Below are 14,523 nucleotides of genomic sequence, written 5' to 3'. Positions count from 1 at the left end.
TCGTTCGGTCCGGAAAACAGGGCGCTTGCGCCCCAGACTGGCCGCATTATACGGCTCATAAGGGCATATCGCGTATCCGGTCCGCCGCCAATCGCCAAAACCAATCACAAAACTGCATTCCAAGTCCGCTTAAAAGCCCGTTTGACCCAGACCGTTTGATGCTGCTCCAGATCGCATTGCGCAAGAAGGCCTCCGCTCTCACCGCCCTCGTCACGGCGGCCGCGATCGCGCTGCTGCCGGTCCCGGCGACACAGGCGCAGGAAGGCCGCGGACCGCCGATCCTGCGCGACACTGAAACCGAGCAGCTGTTGCGCGAATATACGCGCCCGATCCTGCGGGTTGCCGGTCTGGAGAAGCAGAACATCCAGATCGTGATCATCAACGACAACTCGTTCAACGCGTTCGTCGCCGATGGCCGCCGCATCTTCGTCAATTTCGGCGCGATCCTGCAGTCGGAGACGCCGAACCAGCTGATCGGCGTGCTCGCGCACGAGACCGGGCATCTGGCCGGGGGCCATCTGTCCAAGCTGCGCGAGCAGCTCGCCAATGCCCAGACCCAGATGATCATCGCCATGCTGCTCGGCGCGGGTGCGCTCGTCGCGGGTGCGAGCCGCGGCTCCAGCAGTGGCAATAACGGGCTCGCCAATGCCGGCGCGGCTGCGATCGCCGGACCGCAGGAGATGATCCGCCGCTCGCTGTTGTCCTACCAGCGTCAACAGGAAGAGAACGCCGACCGCGCGGGCGTGAAATTCCTGACCGCGACCCAGCAGTCGCCGAAGGGCATGTACGAGACCTTCAAGCGCTTCACCAGCGAGAGCCTGTTCGCGGCACGCGGCGCCGATCCCTATCTGCAGTCGCACCCGATGCCCGCTGAGCGCGTTGCAGCGCTCCAGGAATTCGCCAGCACCAGCCCGTATTGGGACAAGAAGGACGATCCTGCGCTGCAGCTCCGCCACGACATGGTGCGCGCCAAGATCTCCGCCTTCATGGAGCGGCCGGAACTGGTGTACCGCCGCTATCCCCTGACCAATGACAGCATGCCGGCGCGCTATGCCCGCGCCATCAGCACCTATCTGCACGGCGATTTGCGCAGCGCGCTCACCCAGATCGACGCGCTGATCGCGGTGCAGCCGAACAACCCGTACTTCTACGAGGTCCGCGGCCAGGCCCTACTGGAGAGCGGCAAGCCGGCCGACGCGATCGCCCCCCTGCGCAAGGCTGTCGCACTCTCGAACAATGCGCCCCTCATCGAGATGTTACTTGGGCAGGCACTGGTTGGAACCGATAATAAGGCCTACACGGACGACGCCATTCGGATTCTCCGTGCCGCCGTGACACGCGAGCCGGAGGCCCCGCTCGGCTACATGCAGCTCGCGATGGCCTATGGCCGGAAGGGAGACTATGCCGAGGCGGATCTCGCCTCCGCCCAGGCCGCATACTTGCGCGGCGACAACAAGACCGCTCGCGAGCTCGCCACGCGCGCGAAAACCCGTTTCGCCGTCGGCACGCCCGGATGGGTCAAGGCCGACGACATCGTGGCGTCGAAACCGCCGCGCAACTAGCCCGATCACGACATCCGCCACTTTGACGTCACGACACTCCGATTAAGTCCGCCGGGACGTTTTTTCGAAACCTGCTCTGGATAAGAGGATTTGCCAATGCCTTCGCTGCGCCTGCTTGCTCCCGCGCTGTTTGCGCTCGCCATGTTCGGCGCAACGGCACCGGCTTCCGCCGACAGCTTCTCGGGTGCCCAGCGCACCGACATCGAGGCGATCATCAAGAACTACCTCGTCAGCCACCCCGAGGTCCTCGAGGAGGCCATGACCGAGCTCAGCAAGCGCCAGGCTGATGCCGAAACCAAGAAGCACGAGGCCAGCATCGCGCAGAACTCGGATGCGATCTTCAACTCGCCGCGCCAGGTCGTGCTCGGCAACAAGGACGGCGACGTCACCTTCGTCGAGTTCTTCGACTACAATTGCGGCTACTGCAAGCGCGCGATGGGCGACATGCTCGACCTGATGAAGTCCGATCCCAAGCTGAAGGTCGTGCTGAAGGAGTTTCCAGTGCTGAGCCAGGGCTCGGTCGAAGCCGCCCAGGTCGCCGTCGCCGTGCGCATGCAGGACCCCTCCGGCAAGAAATATCTCGACTTCCACCAGAAGCTGCTCGGCGGTCGCGGTGCCGCCGACAAGGCGCGCGCGCTTCAAGCGGCCAAGGAAGCCGGCCTCGATACCGCTAGAATCGAGAAGGACATCGCGAGCCCCGAGGTGCGCACCACCATCGAGGAGAACTTCAAGCTCGCCGAAGCGATGGGCATGAACGGCACGCCGAGCTACGTGATCGGCAAGCAGATCGTGGTCGGCGCCGTCGGCCTCGACGGCCTCAAGGAAAAGATCGGCGTCGCCCGCTGCGGCAAAGCGACCTGCTGATCAGACGCCTTACAACTCAGGCGCGAAACGAGGCCGGCTGAAAAGCCGGCCTTTTTCGTTATCCGAATACTGGCGCGAATCCGGCACGCGCATTCATCTCGCGTTTAAGAAACAAATGCCTCGGAACCGAAGATGTTCCGGAACTACTGACACCCCCTCTCGTTGTCGGCGCGGGCAATGACGCAAAAGAAACATGTGAGGAGAAATTCAATGTCGAACCGCTTTATGATCTCGGTTGCCGCGCTCGCACTCGTCGCCGGCACTGGTCTGGCGAACGCACAAGGCACCATGAAGAACGACAGCGGCGGCGCCGGCGCGCAGCCGATGCAGCATTCGCAGCCCGCCGGCGGCGCCGCCGAGCGCGGTGGTGCGACGGGCAAGGAAGCGGCTCCCGAGAAGGGCACCGTTGGTCAGGCCGGCGGCTCCATGAAGTCCGGCGGCGCAGCCGAAGAGAAGTCGTCCGGCGCGATGGAGAAGTCCGGCGCCGCGGAGAAATCCGGCGGGATGGAAAAGTCCGGCGCGATGAACAAGAACGCGGCTGACGAGAAGGCCGGCGCGGCGAAGGGTGATCACGCCCAGAGTGCGCAGGACAAGTCAGCCCAGGACAAGTCAGCCCAGGACAAGTCGAAGAGCATGAGCTCGGAATCGACGACCAAGTCCGGCAGCAAGGACATGAAAGCCGAGGACAACAAGGCCGGCGCCGCCACCAAGAGCAACAATGCCGAGAACCGTCCGGCTGCGACCGACAGCAAGTCGCAAACCACGACCGGCAACGCCGCCACGTCGGCGACCGCTGCTCCGCCGCCGGAAAAGCGGACCCAGATCGTATCGGCGATCAAGTCCGAGAAGATCGAGGAAACGACCAACGTCAACTTCAACATTTCGGTTGGCACCGCCGTCCCGGCGGGCGTCCGTTTCCATCCGCTCCCGGCACGAATTGTCGAGATCTATCCGGAGTGGCGCGGCTATGACGTGATCTTCGTGCACGGCCAGTACATCATCGTCCGGCCCCAGACGCGCGAGATCGTCTACATCATCGAAGGCTAAGCCCTTCATTGACGCCCCAAATGAGCCCCTGCCGAGCGATCGGCAGGGGCTTTTGGCCTTCTGGGCGGCCTCCCCAGCCCGACCAGGCCGGCAGCCATGCTTTAGACTGGTTAACAAGCAATTTCCGTAGTTTCCGCACAGGTTTTTGCGCACTGGATGAGGTGCCTGATGCGGCCCTGGAGGCCCTTCAAGGCTTCCCCTAGGTCGCTTTGTTACCTATAACCCCGCCACGCCGAAACACCTTTCCGGGACAGGAATGGCCGAAGCAGCAACCGACACGATCCTCGTTCTCAACGGGCCGAACCTCAACATGCTGGGGACGCGCGAGCCGGAGAAGTATGGCCATGCGACGCTGGCCGACGTCGAGGCGCTGTGCCGGGAGACGGCCGCGACCTTCGGCCTCAAGGCCGACTGCCGGCAGTCCAACCGCGAAGGCGAGCTGATCGACTTCATCCACGAGGCCCACGCCCGCAAGATGAAGGGCATCATCATCAACGCCGGCGGTTATTCGCACACCTCGATCGCGCTGCACGACGCGCTGCTCGCGGTGCAGATCCCGACCGTCGAAGTGCACGTGACCAACATCCACGCCCGCGAGAGTTTCCGCCACCACTCCTACACCGCGCGCGCGGCCTTCGCATCGCTCTGCGGCTTCGGCATCGAGGGCTACCGCCTTGCCATCCAGGGCCTTGCCGCCAAGGTCGGCATCAAGCCTAAAGCCTGACGCTCCCTCCTCACACAGAACATTCGGATCAAAGAACATGGCGCGCCAGCCAGACGACAAAGCAGCCGCAAAGTTTTCCAGCGAGGATTCCGCGCTCGTCCGCGAGCTTGCTCTGCTGCTCGATGAGACCAGCCTCACCGAGATCGAGATCGAGCGCGCCGGCCTGCGCCTGCGCGTCGCCCGCAACATCAGCGTCGCTGCAACGATGCCCGTTCCGGTCGCGCATGCGGCCCCCGTGCCGGTCGCCGTTACGGCTGCCGCACCTGCCACGACAGCGGCGGACATGTCGAAGCATCCGGGCGCAGTGACCTCGCCGATGGTCGGCACCGCCTATTGGGCGCCGGAGCCCGGCGCCAAGCCGTTCGTCGAGGTCGGCTCGAAGGTCTCGGTCGGCCAGACCCTGCTGATCATCGAAGCCATGAAGACCATGAACCAGATCCCCTCGACGCGCGCCGGCACGGTGACCCAGATCCTGATCGAGGATGGCCAGCCGGTCGAGTTCGGCGAGCCGCTCGTCATCATTGAGTAACGGTTGAGGGCGGCAATCGCCCTCGCCGCTTTTCGCGCGCCAGTCCCTTAAGGACACCATGTTCGACAAGATCCTCATAGCCAATCGCGGCGAGATCGCCCTTCGCATCCTGCGAGCCTGCAAGGAGCTCGGGATCGCGACCGTCGCCGTGCACTCCACCGCCGACGCCGACGCCATGCATGTGCGCCTGTCGGACGAGAGCGTCTGCATCGGGCCGCCGCCGTCGAAGGACAGTTATCTCAACGTGCCCGCGCTGCTCGCGGCCTGCGAGATCACCGGCGCGGATGCCGTGCATCCCGGCTACGGCTTCCTGTCTGAGAATGCGCGCTTCGCCGAGATCCTCGGCGAGCACAATCTGCAATTCATCGGCCCGAAGGCCGAGCATATCCGCCTGATGGGCGACAAGATCGAGGCCAAGAAGACCGCCAAGAAGCTCCGCATTCCCGTGGTGCCCGGCTCGGAGGGTGCGGTTGGTCCCAACGACGATGCGATGGCGATCGCCCGGACAATCGGCTTTCCCGTGCTGGTGAAGGCCGCTGCCGGCGGCGGTGGCCGCGGCATGAAGGTCGCGCAGAGCGAGGCGGATCTCCAGGTGGCGCTGTCGACGGCGGCCAACGAGGCCAAATCGGCCTTCGGCGACGCCTCCGTCTACCTCGAAAAATACCTCCAGAAGCCGCGCCACATCGAGATCCAGATTCTCGGCGATGGCCGCGGCGGCGCGATCCATCTCGGCGAGCGCGACTGCTCGCTGCAGCGCCGTCACCAGAAGGTTTGGGAGGAAGGCCCCTCGCCCGTGCTGGCTGCGGCTGCGCGCGCCAGGATCGGCGAGACCTGTGCCAAGGCGATGCGCGAGATGAAGTATCTCGGCGTCGGCACCATCGAGTTCCTGTTCGAGGACGGCGAGTTCTACTTCATCGAGATGAACACGCGCATCCAGGTCGAGCATCCCGTCACCGAGAGCATCACCGACATCGATCTCGTGCTGGAGCAGATCCGTATCGCCGCAGGCGGCGAGCTGCCGGCCAAGCAGAGCGAGATTCAGATCATCGGCCATGCGATCGAGTGCCGCATCAATGCGGAGAACCCGCAGACCTTCCGTCCCTCGCCGGGCCGCATCACGCAGTATCATCCGCCGGGCGGCCTCGGCGTCCGCATCGATTCCGCGGTCTATCAGGGCTACACGATCCCGCCTTATTACGATTCCCTTGTCGGCAAGCTGATCGTCCACGGCAAGACCCGCGCCGAATGCCTGATGCGGCTGCGCCGGGCACTGGACGAGATGGTGGTCGAGGGCATCGAGACCACCCTGCCGTTGTTCCGCGACCTGGTGCGCCAAGACGACATCATCAACGGCGACTACCACATCCACTGGCTCGAGCAGTACCTCGCCGGGAAGCCGGAACCGACTGCGACATAATTTCGCTCCGGTCATGGAACCCCTTGGCCCCAATCGCGTTCTGGACGGTTGGGGGGCAGTTCCAAGGGGGCGTTTTGAACTCCGCTACGCGTAACAACGCGAGACCGTCGTGACGGCTGGGGAACAGCGGCGGCGCGCATTTTGGCAGATCCTGCTATTCGCGGCAGGACTCCTGGTGCTGACCGTGATCAGCGCCGGCTCCGTTTATCTCGTCAACGAGGCCCGAGACGACAGCAAATGGGTCATCCACACCATCGAGGTGGAGAACCAGATCAACACCCTGCTGCTCGAAATCCGGCGCGCCGAGAGCAGCGCCCGCGGCTTTCTCTTGACGCAGGGACCGGATTTCCAGTCGGATCACGAGAAGGCCGTCGCAGCAATCGTTCCGGCGCTCGACAAGCTCACGCGCCAGATCGGCGACAATCCGGCGCAACGCGAGAGCATCGAGAAGCTGAGTGCGGCGATCGAGACCCGGCTCGGCCAGTTCTCGCGCGAGATGAATTACGTCGAACAGGGTCAGCCCGACATGGCCACGGCGCTCATCCGCGAGGCCGCTGCCGGCGACACCACAACCACGATCAACAATCTGGCCAACGCGATGATCCGCGAAGAGGAACGACTGTTCCGGATCCGCACCTCCAACTCCGACCGGAGCCAGACGCTGGCCGCATCGATGACCGGCATCGGCTCAGGTCTCGTCGTGCTGCTTGCCCTGATCTCGGTCTGGCTGGTGCGGCGCTCCGCTGGCGCCCGCGACGACGCCGAGACCCGCCTGCGCGACGCCAATCTCAATCTGGAGGCCACCGTCGACGAACGCACAGCAGACCTGCGCGAAGCCAACGACGAGATCCAGCGCTTTGCCTATATCGTCAGCCATGACCTGCGTTCGCCGCTGGTCAACATCATGGGCTTCACCAGCGAGCTCGAAGAATTGGGCAATGACATCTTTCGCCGGATCGGGGAGCTCACGGGCGTGCCGGCAGGCGGCCCGCCGGTCGATGTCGCTGACATCCCGCTCGACGGCCCCGACAAGCAGCTTTCGGCGGATTTTTCCGAGGCGCTCGGCTTCATCAAATCCTCAATCGCCCGGATGGACCGGCTGATCTCGGCAATCCTCAATCTCACCCGCGAGGGCCGCCGCGAGTTCCAGCCGGAGAGGATCGATACCGGCGATTTCGTTGGGACCATCGTGTCATCGCTGGCGCATCAGGCCGCCGAAGCGCAGGCCGAGATCCACATCGAACCGCTGCCGAATATCGTTAGCGACCGCCTTGCGCTGGAGCAGATCTTCTCCAATTTGATCGATAACGCGATCAAGTACCTGAAGAACGGCGTTCCCGGCGAAATCAGAATTCGCGGGCGCACCAAGCTCGGCTACGCTATCTTCGAAATCAGCGATAACGGCCGCGGTATCGATCCGAAGGATCATCAGCGGATTTTTGATTTGTTCCGCCGTGCGGGAACCCAGGACAAGCCCGGCCAGGGCATCGGTCTTGCCCATGTACGTGCACTTGTGCGCCGCCTCGGGGGCACGATGTCGGTATCATCGGAACTCAACGCGGGCAGCACCTTCACGATCACACTGCCCATCAACTGGAACGCCAGCAACCGGAACGCGGACCAATGACACTGCCCGTCACCATCATCATGATCGAGGACGACGAGGGCCACGCCCGGCTGATCGAGCGCAATATCCGCCGCTCAGGCGTCAACAACGAGATCGTGTCGTTCGCCAACGGCACCGAGGCGATGAAGCATTTGTTCGGCGCCGACGGCAGCGGACTTGTCCAGAAGGGCAACGCGCTCCTGATCCTGCTCGACCTCAACCTGCCCGACATGAGCGGGATCGATATCCTGAAGCAGATCAAGGAAAACAAATATCTCAAGGCCTCGCCCGTGGTGGTGCTGACCACCACCGACGACAGCCAGGAGATCAAGCGCTGCTACGAACTCGGCTGCAACGTCTACATCACAAAACCCGTCAATTACGAGAATTTCGCCAATGCCATCCGGCAGCTCGGCCTGTTCTTCTCGGTCATCCAGGTCCCGCCCGCCGCCACATGACCCAGCGCACGCCAACACTGCTTTACATCGATGACGACGACGCGCTGGCGCGCCTGGTCGATCGCGGCCTGACGCGGCGCGGCTACAAGGTCATCCATGCCGCGAGCGGCGAGGAAGGCCTCGAGCGCATCCGCAACGCAGGCAGCCAAGGCTCGATTGAAGGCTCCACCGAAGGCTGCATCGATGTCGTGGCGCTCGATCAATATATGCCGGGCCTCGACGGGCTCGAGACGCTCGAGCAGATCATGGCGATCCCGGACGCCCCGCCGGTAGTGTTCGTCACGGCCTCCCAGGATTCCAGCATCGCCGTCACCGCGCTGAAGGCAGGTGCGGCGGACTATCTGGTCAAGGACGTCAAGGGCGACTTCATCCCGCTGCTGCACGTCGCGGCCGAAGGCGCGCTGCGCCAGGCCGAGTTGCAGCGCGCGCGCGAGGAAGCCGAGGCCGAGATTCATGCCTCGCGCGACCGCTACGCAGCGCTTGCCGCCGAACGCGAGATGCTGCTGCGCGAGGTCAATCACCGCGTCGGCAATTCGCTCCAGATCATCGCCTCGCTGTTGCATCTGCAGGCGAGCTCCGCCGCACAGGACGAGGTCAAGGCCGCGCTGACCAACGCGATGGGCCGCGTCGCCGCCGTCGCCCAGGTGCACCGTCGCCTCTACACCTCGCAGGATCTGAAGAGCGTCGTGCTCAACCAGTATCTGGACGCCCTGCTCGAGGATCTCCGCCGCTCCGCTGAAGGCAATCGGATGTCGCGCCTGACGGTGAAGGCCGAGCCGATCGAGATCGACCCGGACCGCGCGGTCGCCGTCGGCATCATCGTCAACGAGCTGGTGATGAACGCGGTGAAATACGCCTATCCCGACGGCGCAGGCCCGATTCATGTCGAGCTGAGATCGGAGGGCGACGATCTCCTGCTGTCGATCACCGACGACGGCGTCGGCGACAACGTCAAGGCCGATCCGCGCTCCACCGGCATGGGCCAGCGCATCGTCGCGGCCATGGCCTCCAAGCTCGATGCCACCGTCGAGCGCGATCCCAACCATTCCGGAACCCGCATCATCCTGCGGTTCCAACGCACGCCCGCGGCACCCGGCAAGGCGAACAGCGCCGCGGCGGGTTGATCCCTGCATCCGGAATTGCCCCCATCGCACGCGCATTGCGATTCTGCTATGATCGGGCACTATGACTTCGCGCGACTCCGCCTCGTCTGAAATCACGCCGGCAGTGCTGCTGCGCGCCTATGCCTGCGGCATCTTCCCGATGGCCGAGAGCGCCGATGATCCGACCTTGTTCTGGGTCGAGCCGGAAATGCGCGGCGTGATCCCGCTCGACGGTTTTCGCGTCGCCTCGCGGCTGGCGCGCACGGTGCGTTCGGATGCGTTTCGCGTCACCGTCAACACCGCGTTCAAGGCGACCATCGCCGGCTGCGCCGCGCCGCAGGCCGGACGCGAGGACACCTGGATCAACAAGCGCATCCGCGACCTCTATGGCGGTCTCTACGAGCTCGGCCATTGCCACAGCGTCGAGGCCTGGCAGGGCGACGACCTCGTCGGCGGGCTCTATGGCGTGAGCCTGGGGCGCGCCTTTTTCGGCGAGAGCATGTTCCACACCGCGCGCGACGCCTCGAAGATCGCGCTGGTGCATCTGGTCGCGCGGCTGATCCATGGCGGCTTCGAGCTGCTCGACACGCAATATGTCACCGAGCATCTCAAGAGCTTTGGTGCGGCCGAGATCTCGCGGCGGCGCTATACCGCGCTGCTCGACAAGGCGCTTGCCGGCGAGCCCGGCGATTTCCTGAGACTGTCTTCGGGGGATGCGATCCCGGGCACGCGCGCGCTCGAGATCATCGCCTCGCGGCAATAAATTGGTAGTGTCTCAGTTTGAAATTAGGTCACGCTCTTAAGCCACTCGACGCGGCGGTAGTGGGTCGGTTTGAAACAATGGCCATTCCAAGGTCTTCGTAGAAATGAAAAGCCCCGGACGGATTGTTGGCCTGAACCTTGAGATCAACGGCTTCGTCGCGCCTCTCTCTAAAAACGTGAAAAACGTGCAGAAGCAGCGCTCTTCCGAGCCCTCGCCGTCGAAACCTTGGGTGAACAACGAAATCCTTGACGAATGCCGAAGTCCAGCATTGGGCGACCGCAACGATGGTTCCGACACCGTCGTAGGCAGGAAAGACAAGATTGGGGTCGTACTCGCTGTCGCCCGCGAGCCCAGGCCACCATTCATCAAACGAAGCGACCGATCCTCCGCCGTTCGCATATGCCAATTCGAGGAGCGCATGTACCTCGGCGGCATAGCTCTCTGAAAAGGCTTTGAGATTTACGCCATCCGGCCAAATGGGTTTGTCGATTGGCCCACGCAGGCTGCGGCGCATGCGTAGCGGGGCTAGTTCTGTCAATCGGCAAATCTCCATTCCTCGACCGTCTGCTTCGCGGACTGGCCACTACCCACGATTTCAAACTGAGACACTACCAATAAATTACATTACCGGCCAAAGCCCGGGATTTGGCCTAACGGCCAAACCCGGGAATACCGAACAGACCCGGCCGCTGCTCCGGCGGCGGCGGTGGGGCTGCCTGCGGCTGCTGCGGTGGCGGCAACGGCTGCGGCGGACGCTGCTGCACGGCCTGCTTGGGCGCGGCCCTCTTCTGCGCCGGCGGCGGTGGCGGCGCGGGCTTGGTCGCGGGATCGGGTGCCGCGGTCGCAATGGTCTGCTGTGGCTCTTTGCAGTCTGTGAGCCAGATGTCGTAGATCGGGTGCTCGACGCCGTGCAGGCCGGGGCTCGCGGCATACATCCAGCCGGAGAAGATCCGCTTCACCTCACCCTGCAGGGTGATCTCGTCGACCTCGACGAAGGCGTCGGTGTTGGCAGCTTCCGTTGCGAGCCGGGTGTAGCAGGCGTCGGTCTTCACCCGCAGCGCGCCGAACTGCACGGTCTCGCCGATATCCTCGTCGAAATTGATGATGCGCCCGGTGATCTTGTCGAGGCCGGAGAACGTCGCCTTCTTGTTCATGATCTTCTGGGCCGGCGGCTCGGTGACGACCTCGTCGCCCGGCTGGAGGCTTGCAGGCGCCTGCGGCACCGCGCCCTGCTGCGGTCCGCCCTTCTGCTGCGGCTGGCGCTGGCCAGGAACTCCGCCCGGCTGGGCAGGCGCGCCCGGCGGTGCGACAGCGACGGCCGGCGGCTGGTTCTGCGGAGCGATGGTGGTGCCCGGTGGCGGCGCCAGCGGCTGGCTCTCGACCGGCCCGGGCATGACATTACCAGGAAGATTTCCTTGCCGGCTCGGCGGCATCGGGCGCGACGGCAGCACGCGGCCCTGCGGCGGCAGCTCGGGCACCTCTTCGTCGTCGTCGGGGGTCGGCTGCGGTTGCGGCTGCCCGCCACGGGGGATGCTCCCCGGCGGCCGCAGCGGCGGCGGATCGGAGAAGATCGTGCCGATCTGCGCCTGCGCGGGCGTCGCCACCGTCAAAGCGGTGGCGGCCAAAAGCGCCGCAAGACCTGTTAGGGTAATGGTTCGAAACATATCTCGCGCGGCTTCAACAGCGAATCGGGCTTGTTGGACATTCTACAGGGCATACCGCCGCTCGCAGGCCATCCGGTTAACACGTCGAATACGGCGGGGAAAGGGCGGCATTCCTGCCCTGCCCGCCGCCGGCTGGCCAGACCGGGCCACGGATGGGATAGTTGGAAGCCTCTCCCCGAGGCCGAGGCTGGCATTGCCTCCGAAAACCCGCCAACCCCCAACCAGGAACCCCGGAGGTCGCTCCCCATGCCCGTTGTGCTCGATCCCGATGCCGCCGCCGTCTGCAAGGCCTTCCAGGAGGCCCGCCGCCCCGCCTAGCGCTGGGCTGGCACCGCCATCATCCGAATGTCATCCGCAGTTCGAACTGTCTTCGCCCTTCCCCTCCGCGGCCTGACCTGGCTCGGCGGCCAGGGCACCCGTGCGGTGGCCGCCGTCGTGTTCATCGCCGCCGCAGTGCCGCCGCTCGGCGCGCTGCTGCGTCCCTACGTCACCGAGGCGATCCTCGTCCTGCTCTGCATCTCCTTCATGCGGGTGGACCTGGCGGCGCTGTACGGACATCTGCGCCGGCCGGCGCTGGTGGCGACCGCCACGGCCTGGACCACGATCGGCGTACCGCTGATCGTCGGACTGATCGCGCATGCGACCGGGCTCACCGTCCGCGCGCCCGGCCTGTCGCTGGCGCTGATGCTCCAGAGCATGGCCTCGCCGATGATGGCCTCGCCGGCGCTCGCGGCGCTGATGGGCCTCGACGCCACGCTGGTGCTGGTCACGCTGGTGACTTCGACCGCGATCGTGCCCTTCACTGCCTCGCTGTTCGCGAGCCTGTTCCTCGGCGGCATGCTGAGCATCTCGCCACTCACGCTCGGCCTGAAGCTGCTCGGCATCCTCGCAGCGTCGCTGCTGGCCGCGACCGTCATCCGCTGGATCTTTGGCCCCGATGCGATCCAGCGCCACAAGCAGCCGATCGACGGCTTCAACATCCTCATCCTCTTGATCTTCGCGTCCGCGATCATGGGCGATGTCGTGAGCGATCTGGTGGCGCGGCCGGTGTTCACGATCAGCCTCGCGGCTCTCGCCTTCGCGGTCTATTTCACGCTGCTCGCCGTCACGACGTTGCTGTTTCGCCGCATCGGCTACGAACGCGCGCTGGCGCTCGGGCTGATGGTGTCACAGCGCAATCTCGGCCTGATGCTCGCCGCGACCGCCGGCGCGCTGCCGGCCACGACCTGGCTCTATTTCGCGATGACGCAGTTTCCGATCCATCTTTCGCCGTACCTGCTGACGCCGATCGCGCGGCGATTGACGGCGCGGGCGGAGACGTCAAGCACAGCGGCCGCAACAGCACCACCTAAGCTGGATGCCGACGTGGGAAGTGCTCTTTAACCGCCCTGCGCGACAGTTTCTCGAGTGCCCCTGATGTGAACTTCCACTGTCCCCCGGCCATCGATATTCGGTAGTGGCCGCGCTTCCATCCAGCCTCCTCCGCAGAGACGTGGCAGATCGTAAACTCGTCGTTCGGAAGTCGAACTGACTTGAGGGTATCTGGCGTCAGTCGCTTATCGCCTATGGCCGTCCCAACCGCGGCAAAGATTTCCTGCAACTTGGTAGGCCAATATTCGGGATTGCTTTCATCCATAGCTAGCTGCCTGTGCTGACGCTCTCTCCCAGTAACATGCAAAAACCGCGACGTCGCATCTTGGGCCCAACGCGACATCTGCTTACTTGTCGTCGATACTCGCTTTTTGGCCGCGAGCAGATGCCCTAACCCGCCCGCGCCGCGCGCCGCAGCGCCTGCGGGGGCTGGCCGAAGGCGCGGATGAAGGCGCGGCGCATTCTTTCAGGATCGCGGAAGCCGGTCGCCTCGGCCACGAGCTCGATCGCCTCGCGCGAGGACTGCACGCGCTCGCGGGCGACTTCGACCCGCAGCCGCTCGATCGCCTTGGACGGGGTCGCGCCGGTCTCGGCGGCAAAGGCGCGGGCAAAATGCCGCGCGCTCATGCCGGCGCGATCGGCGAGGTTTTCCACCGTCAGCGGCGCGTCGAGATTTTCCCGTGCCCAGGACAACAGCGCGCCGAAGCGCCCGTTCGGCGTCTTCAATTCCAGCAGCGAGGAGAATTGCGACTGGCCGCCGCTGCGGCGATGGTAGAGCACGAGCTGCCGCGCGGTCTGTTGCGCGATCTCCTCGCCATGGTCCTCGGTGACCATCGCGAGTGCCAGGTCGATGCCTGCGGAAATGCCCGCCGACGTCCAGATATTGCCGTCGCGGGTGAAGATCTGGTCCGGCTCGAACTTCACCTTGGGATAGCGGGCGACGAACTCGCGCGTGCGGCCCCAATGCGTGGTGGCGCGGCGGCCATCGAGCAATCCGGCGTCAGCCAGCACATAGGCGCCCGAGCAGACGCTGGCGATGCGCACGCCGCGCCTTGCCAGCCGCTGCACGAAGACGCGCGTGACCTCGCAGCGCGCCGCCGCCCCAACGCCCGAACCGCCCGCCACCACCAGCGTCGTGATCGCGTTCGCTGATTTGAAATCGCGCGCCATCATCTCGACGCCGGAGGACGAGCGCACCGCGCCGGCGTTCACCGCCAGCACCCGGAGCGCAAGCGGCTTGTCGCTGGCGCGCGCCGCGATCTCGAACACCGAGATCGGGCCGGCCGCATCGAGCAACTGGAAATCCGGAAAGATCAGGACGCCGATCATTGGTCATGTCCGAAAGTGAGGGAATTACGCCATTTTGGACAAGATGGCATCATGCCAGTCTGCCGGCGTCAAGCTTTTCATTGGAG

The 14,523-nt window shown here is 64.7% G+C and carries 13 protein-coding genes and 1 pseudogene; 11 read left to right on the top strand and 3 right to left on the bottom strand.

Going from position 1 to position 14,523, the window contains the following annotated elements; translation table 11 throughout:
* Positions 1-158: 158 nt before the first annotated feature.
* From ACP2YP_RS18910 to aat, 10 genes are all read left to right on the top strand, one after another.
* Positions 159-1,562, top strand: a complete 1,404-nt coding sequence (locus ACP2YP_RS18910) for a M48 family metalloprotease (RefSeq protein WP_426425926.1) — start codon at positions 159-161, stop codon at positions 1,560-1,562.
* 96 nt (positions 1,563-1,658) lie between these two features.
* Positions 1,659-2,426, top strand: coding sequence for a DsbA family protein (locus ACP2YP_RS18905; RefSeq protein ID WP_426425925.1), 768 nt, complete (start codon positions 1,659-1,661; stop codon positions 2,424-2,426).
* Between the two features lie 210 nt (positions 2,427-2,636).
* Complete coding sequence (locus ACP2YP_RS18900) at positions 2,637-3,473, top strand: DUF1236 domain-containing protein (RefSeq protein WP_426425924.1); 837 nt, start codon at positions 2,637-2,639, stop codon at positions 3,471-3,473.
* A gap of 256 nt (positions 3,474-3,729) precedes the next feature.
* Entirely contained in the window at positions 3,730-4,197 is a 468-nt protein-coding gene (aroQ, locus tag ACP2YP_RS18895) for a type II 3-dehydroquinate dehydratase (RefSeq protein ID WP_027530894.1), read from the top strand.
* 37 nt (positions 4,198-4,234) lie between these two features.
* A complete protein-coding gene (gene accB, locus ACP2YP_RS18890) occupies positions 4,235-4,726 on the top strand; it encodes an acetyl-CoA carboxylase biotin carboxyl carrier protein (RefSeq protein ID WP_426425923.1) in 492 nt (163 codons plus the stop codon).
* 58 nt (positions 4,727-4,784) lie between these two features.
* The gene (accC, locus tag ACP2YP_RS18885; protein WP_426425921.1) at positions 4,785-6,143 is read left to right on the top strand and encodes an acetyl-CoA carboxylase biotin carboxylase subunit; all 1,359 of its coding nucleotides are present in this window, start codon (positions 4,785-4,787) and stop codon (positions 6,141-6,143) included.
* A gap of 109 nt (positions 6,144-6,252) precedes the next feature.
* Positions 6,253-7,770, top strand: a complete 1,518-nt coding sequence (locus tag ACP2YP_RS18880; protein WP_426425919.1) for a sensor histidine kinase — start codon at positions 6,253-6,255, stop codon at positions 7,768-7,770.
* Entirely contained in the window at positions 7,767-8,207 is a 441-nt protein-coding gene (locus ACP2YP_RS18875; RefSeq protein WP_426425918.1) for a response regulator, read from the top strand. Before ACP2YP_RS18880 ends, ACP2YP_RS18875 begins: the two co-directional genes overlap by 4 nt.
* A complete protein-coding gene (locus ACP2YP_RS18870) occupies positions 8,204-9,331 on the top strand; it encodes a sensor histidine kinase (RefSeq protein ID WP_426425917.1) in 1,128 nt (375 codons plus the stop codon). Before ACP2YP_RS18875 ends, ACP2YP_RS18870 begins: the two co-directional genes overlap by 4 nt.
* A gap of 61 nt (positions 9,332-9,392) precedes the next feature.
* Positions 9,393-10,073, top strand: a complete 681-nt coding sequence (aat, locus tag ACP2YP_RS18865; protein ID WP_426425916.1) for a leucyl/phenylalanyl-tRNA--protein transferase — start codon at positions 9,393-9,395, stop codon at positions 10,071-10,073.
* A gap of 28 nt (positions 10,074-10,101) precedes the next feature.
* Here aat and ACP2YP_RS18860 read toward each other — a convergent pair whose 3' ends face one another.
* Positions 10,102-10,611 carry a GNAT family N-acetyltransferase gene (locus ACP2YP_RS18860; protein WP_426425914.1) on the bottom strand — a complete coding sequence of 170 codons (510 nt, stop codon included), beginning with the start codon at positions 10,609-10,611 and terminating at the stop codon, positions 10,102-10,104.
* Positions 10,612-10,723: 112 nt separating this feature from the next.
* Positions 10,724-11,778: pseudogene (locus ACP2YP_RS18855) on the bottom strand (DUF2155 domain-containing protein).
* A 304-nt stretch (positions 11,779-12,082) separates the two neighbouring features.
* Between ACP2YP_RS18855 and ACP2YP_RS18850 the strand changes: the two are divergent.
* Entirely contained in the window at positions 12,083-13,120 is a 1,038-nt protein-coding gene (locus ACP2YP_RS18850) for a Na+-dependent transporter (RefSeq protein WP_426425913.1), read from the top strand.
* A 378-nt stretch (positions 13,121-13,498) separates the two neighbouring features.
* On the opposite strand, the gene ACP2YP_RS18845 is transcribed toward ACP2YP_RS18850, so the two are convergent.
* Positions 13,499-14,437: a GlxA family transcriptional regulator gene (locus tag ACP2YP_RS18845; RefSeq protein WP_426425912.1), complete on the bottom strand. Its 939-nt coding sequence runs from the start codon at positions 14,435-14,437 to the stop codon at positions 13,499-13,501.
* Positions 14,438-14,523: the final 86 nt, after the last annotated feature.

The organism is Bradyrhizobium genosp. A, from assembly GCF_049949275.1.
In the GTDB taxonomy this organism is placed as follows: domain Bacteria; phylum Pseudomonadota; class Alphaproteobacteria; order Rhizobiales; family Xanthobacteraceae; genus Bradyrhizobium.
Note: the sequence above shows the minus strand (reverse complement) of the source record. Positions and strands in the feature narration are given on the sequence as shown.

What these genes read in the sequence shown, in the direction of transcription:
- ACP2YP_RS18910 (WP_426425926.1), top strand. Translation starts at nt 159, where the DNA reads ATGCTGCTCCAGATCGCATTGCGCAAGAAGGCCTCCGCTCTCACCGCC.
- ACP2YP_RS18905 (WP_426425925.1), top strand. Translation starts at nt 1,659, where the DNA reads ATGCCTTCGCTGCGCCTGCTTGCTCCCGCGCTGTTTGCGCTCGCCATG.
- ACP2YP_RS18900 (WP_426425924.1), top strand. Translation starts at nt 2,637, where the DNA reads ATGTCGAACCGCTTTATGATCTCGGTTGCCGCGCTCGCACTCGTCGCC.
- aroQ (WP_027530894.1), top strand. Translation starts at nt 3,730, where the DNA reads ATGGCCGAAGCAGCAACCGACACGATCCTCGTTCTCAACGGGCCGAAC.
- accB (WP_426425923.1), top strand. Translation starts at nt 4,235, where the DNA reads ATGGCGCGCCAGCCAGACGACAAAGCAGCCGCAAAGTTTTCCAGCGAG.
- accC (WP_426425921.1), top strand. Translation starts at nt 4,785, where the DNA reads ATGTTCGACAAGATCCTCATAGCCAATCGCGGCGAGATCGCCCTTCGC.
- ACP2YP_RS18875 (WP_426425918.1), top strand. Translation starts at nt 7,767, where the DNA reads ATGACACTGCCCGTCACCATCATCATGATCGAGGACGACGAGGGCCAC.
- ACP2YP_RS18870 (WP_426425917.1), top strand. Translation starts at nt 8,204, where the DNA reads ATGACCCAGCGCACGCCAACACTGCTTTACATCGATGACGACGACGCG.
- aat (WP_426425916.1), top strand. Translation starts at nt 9,393, where the DNA reads ATGACTTCGCGCGACTCCGCCTCGTCTGAAATCACGCCGGCAGTGCTG.
- ACP2YP_RS18850 (WP_426425913.1), top strand. Translation starts at nt 12,083, where the DNA reads ATGTCATCCGCAGTTCGAACTGTCTTCGCCCTTCCCCTCCGCGGCCTG.
- ACP2YP_RS18845 (WP_426425912.1), bottom strand. Translation starts at nt 14,437, where the DNA reads ATGATCGGCGTCCTGATCTTTCCGGATTTCCAGTTGCTCGATGCGGCC.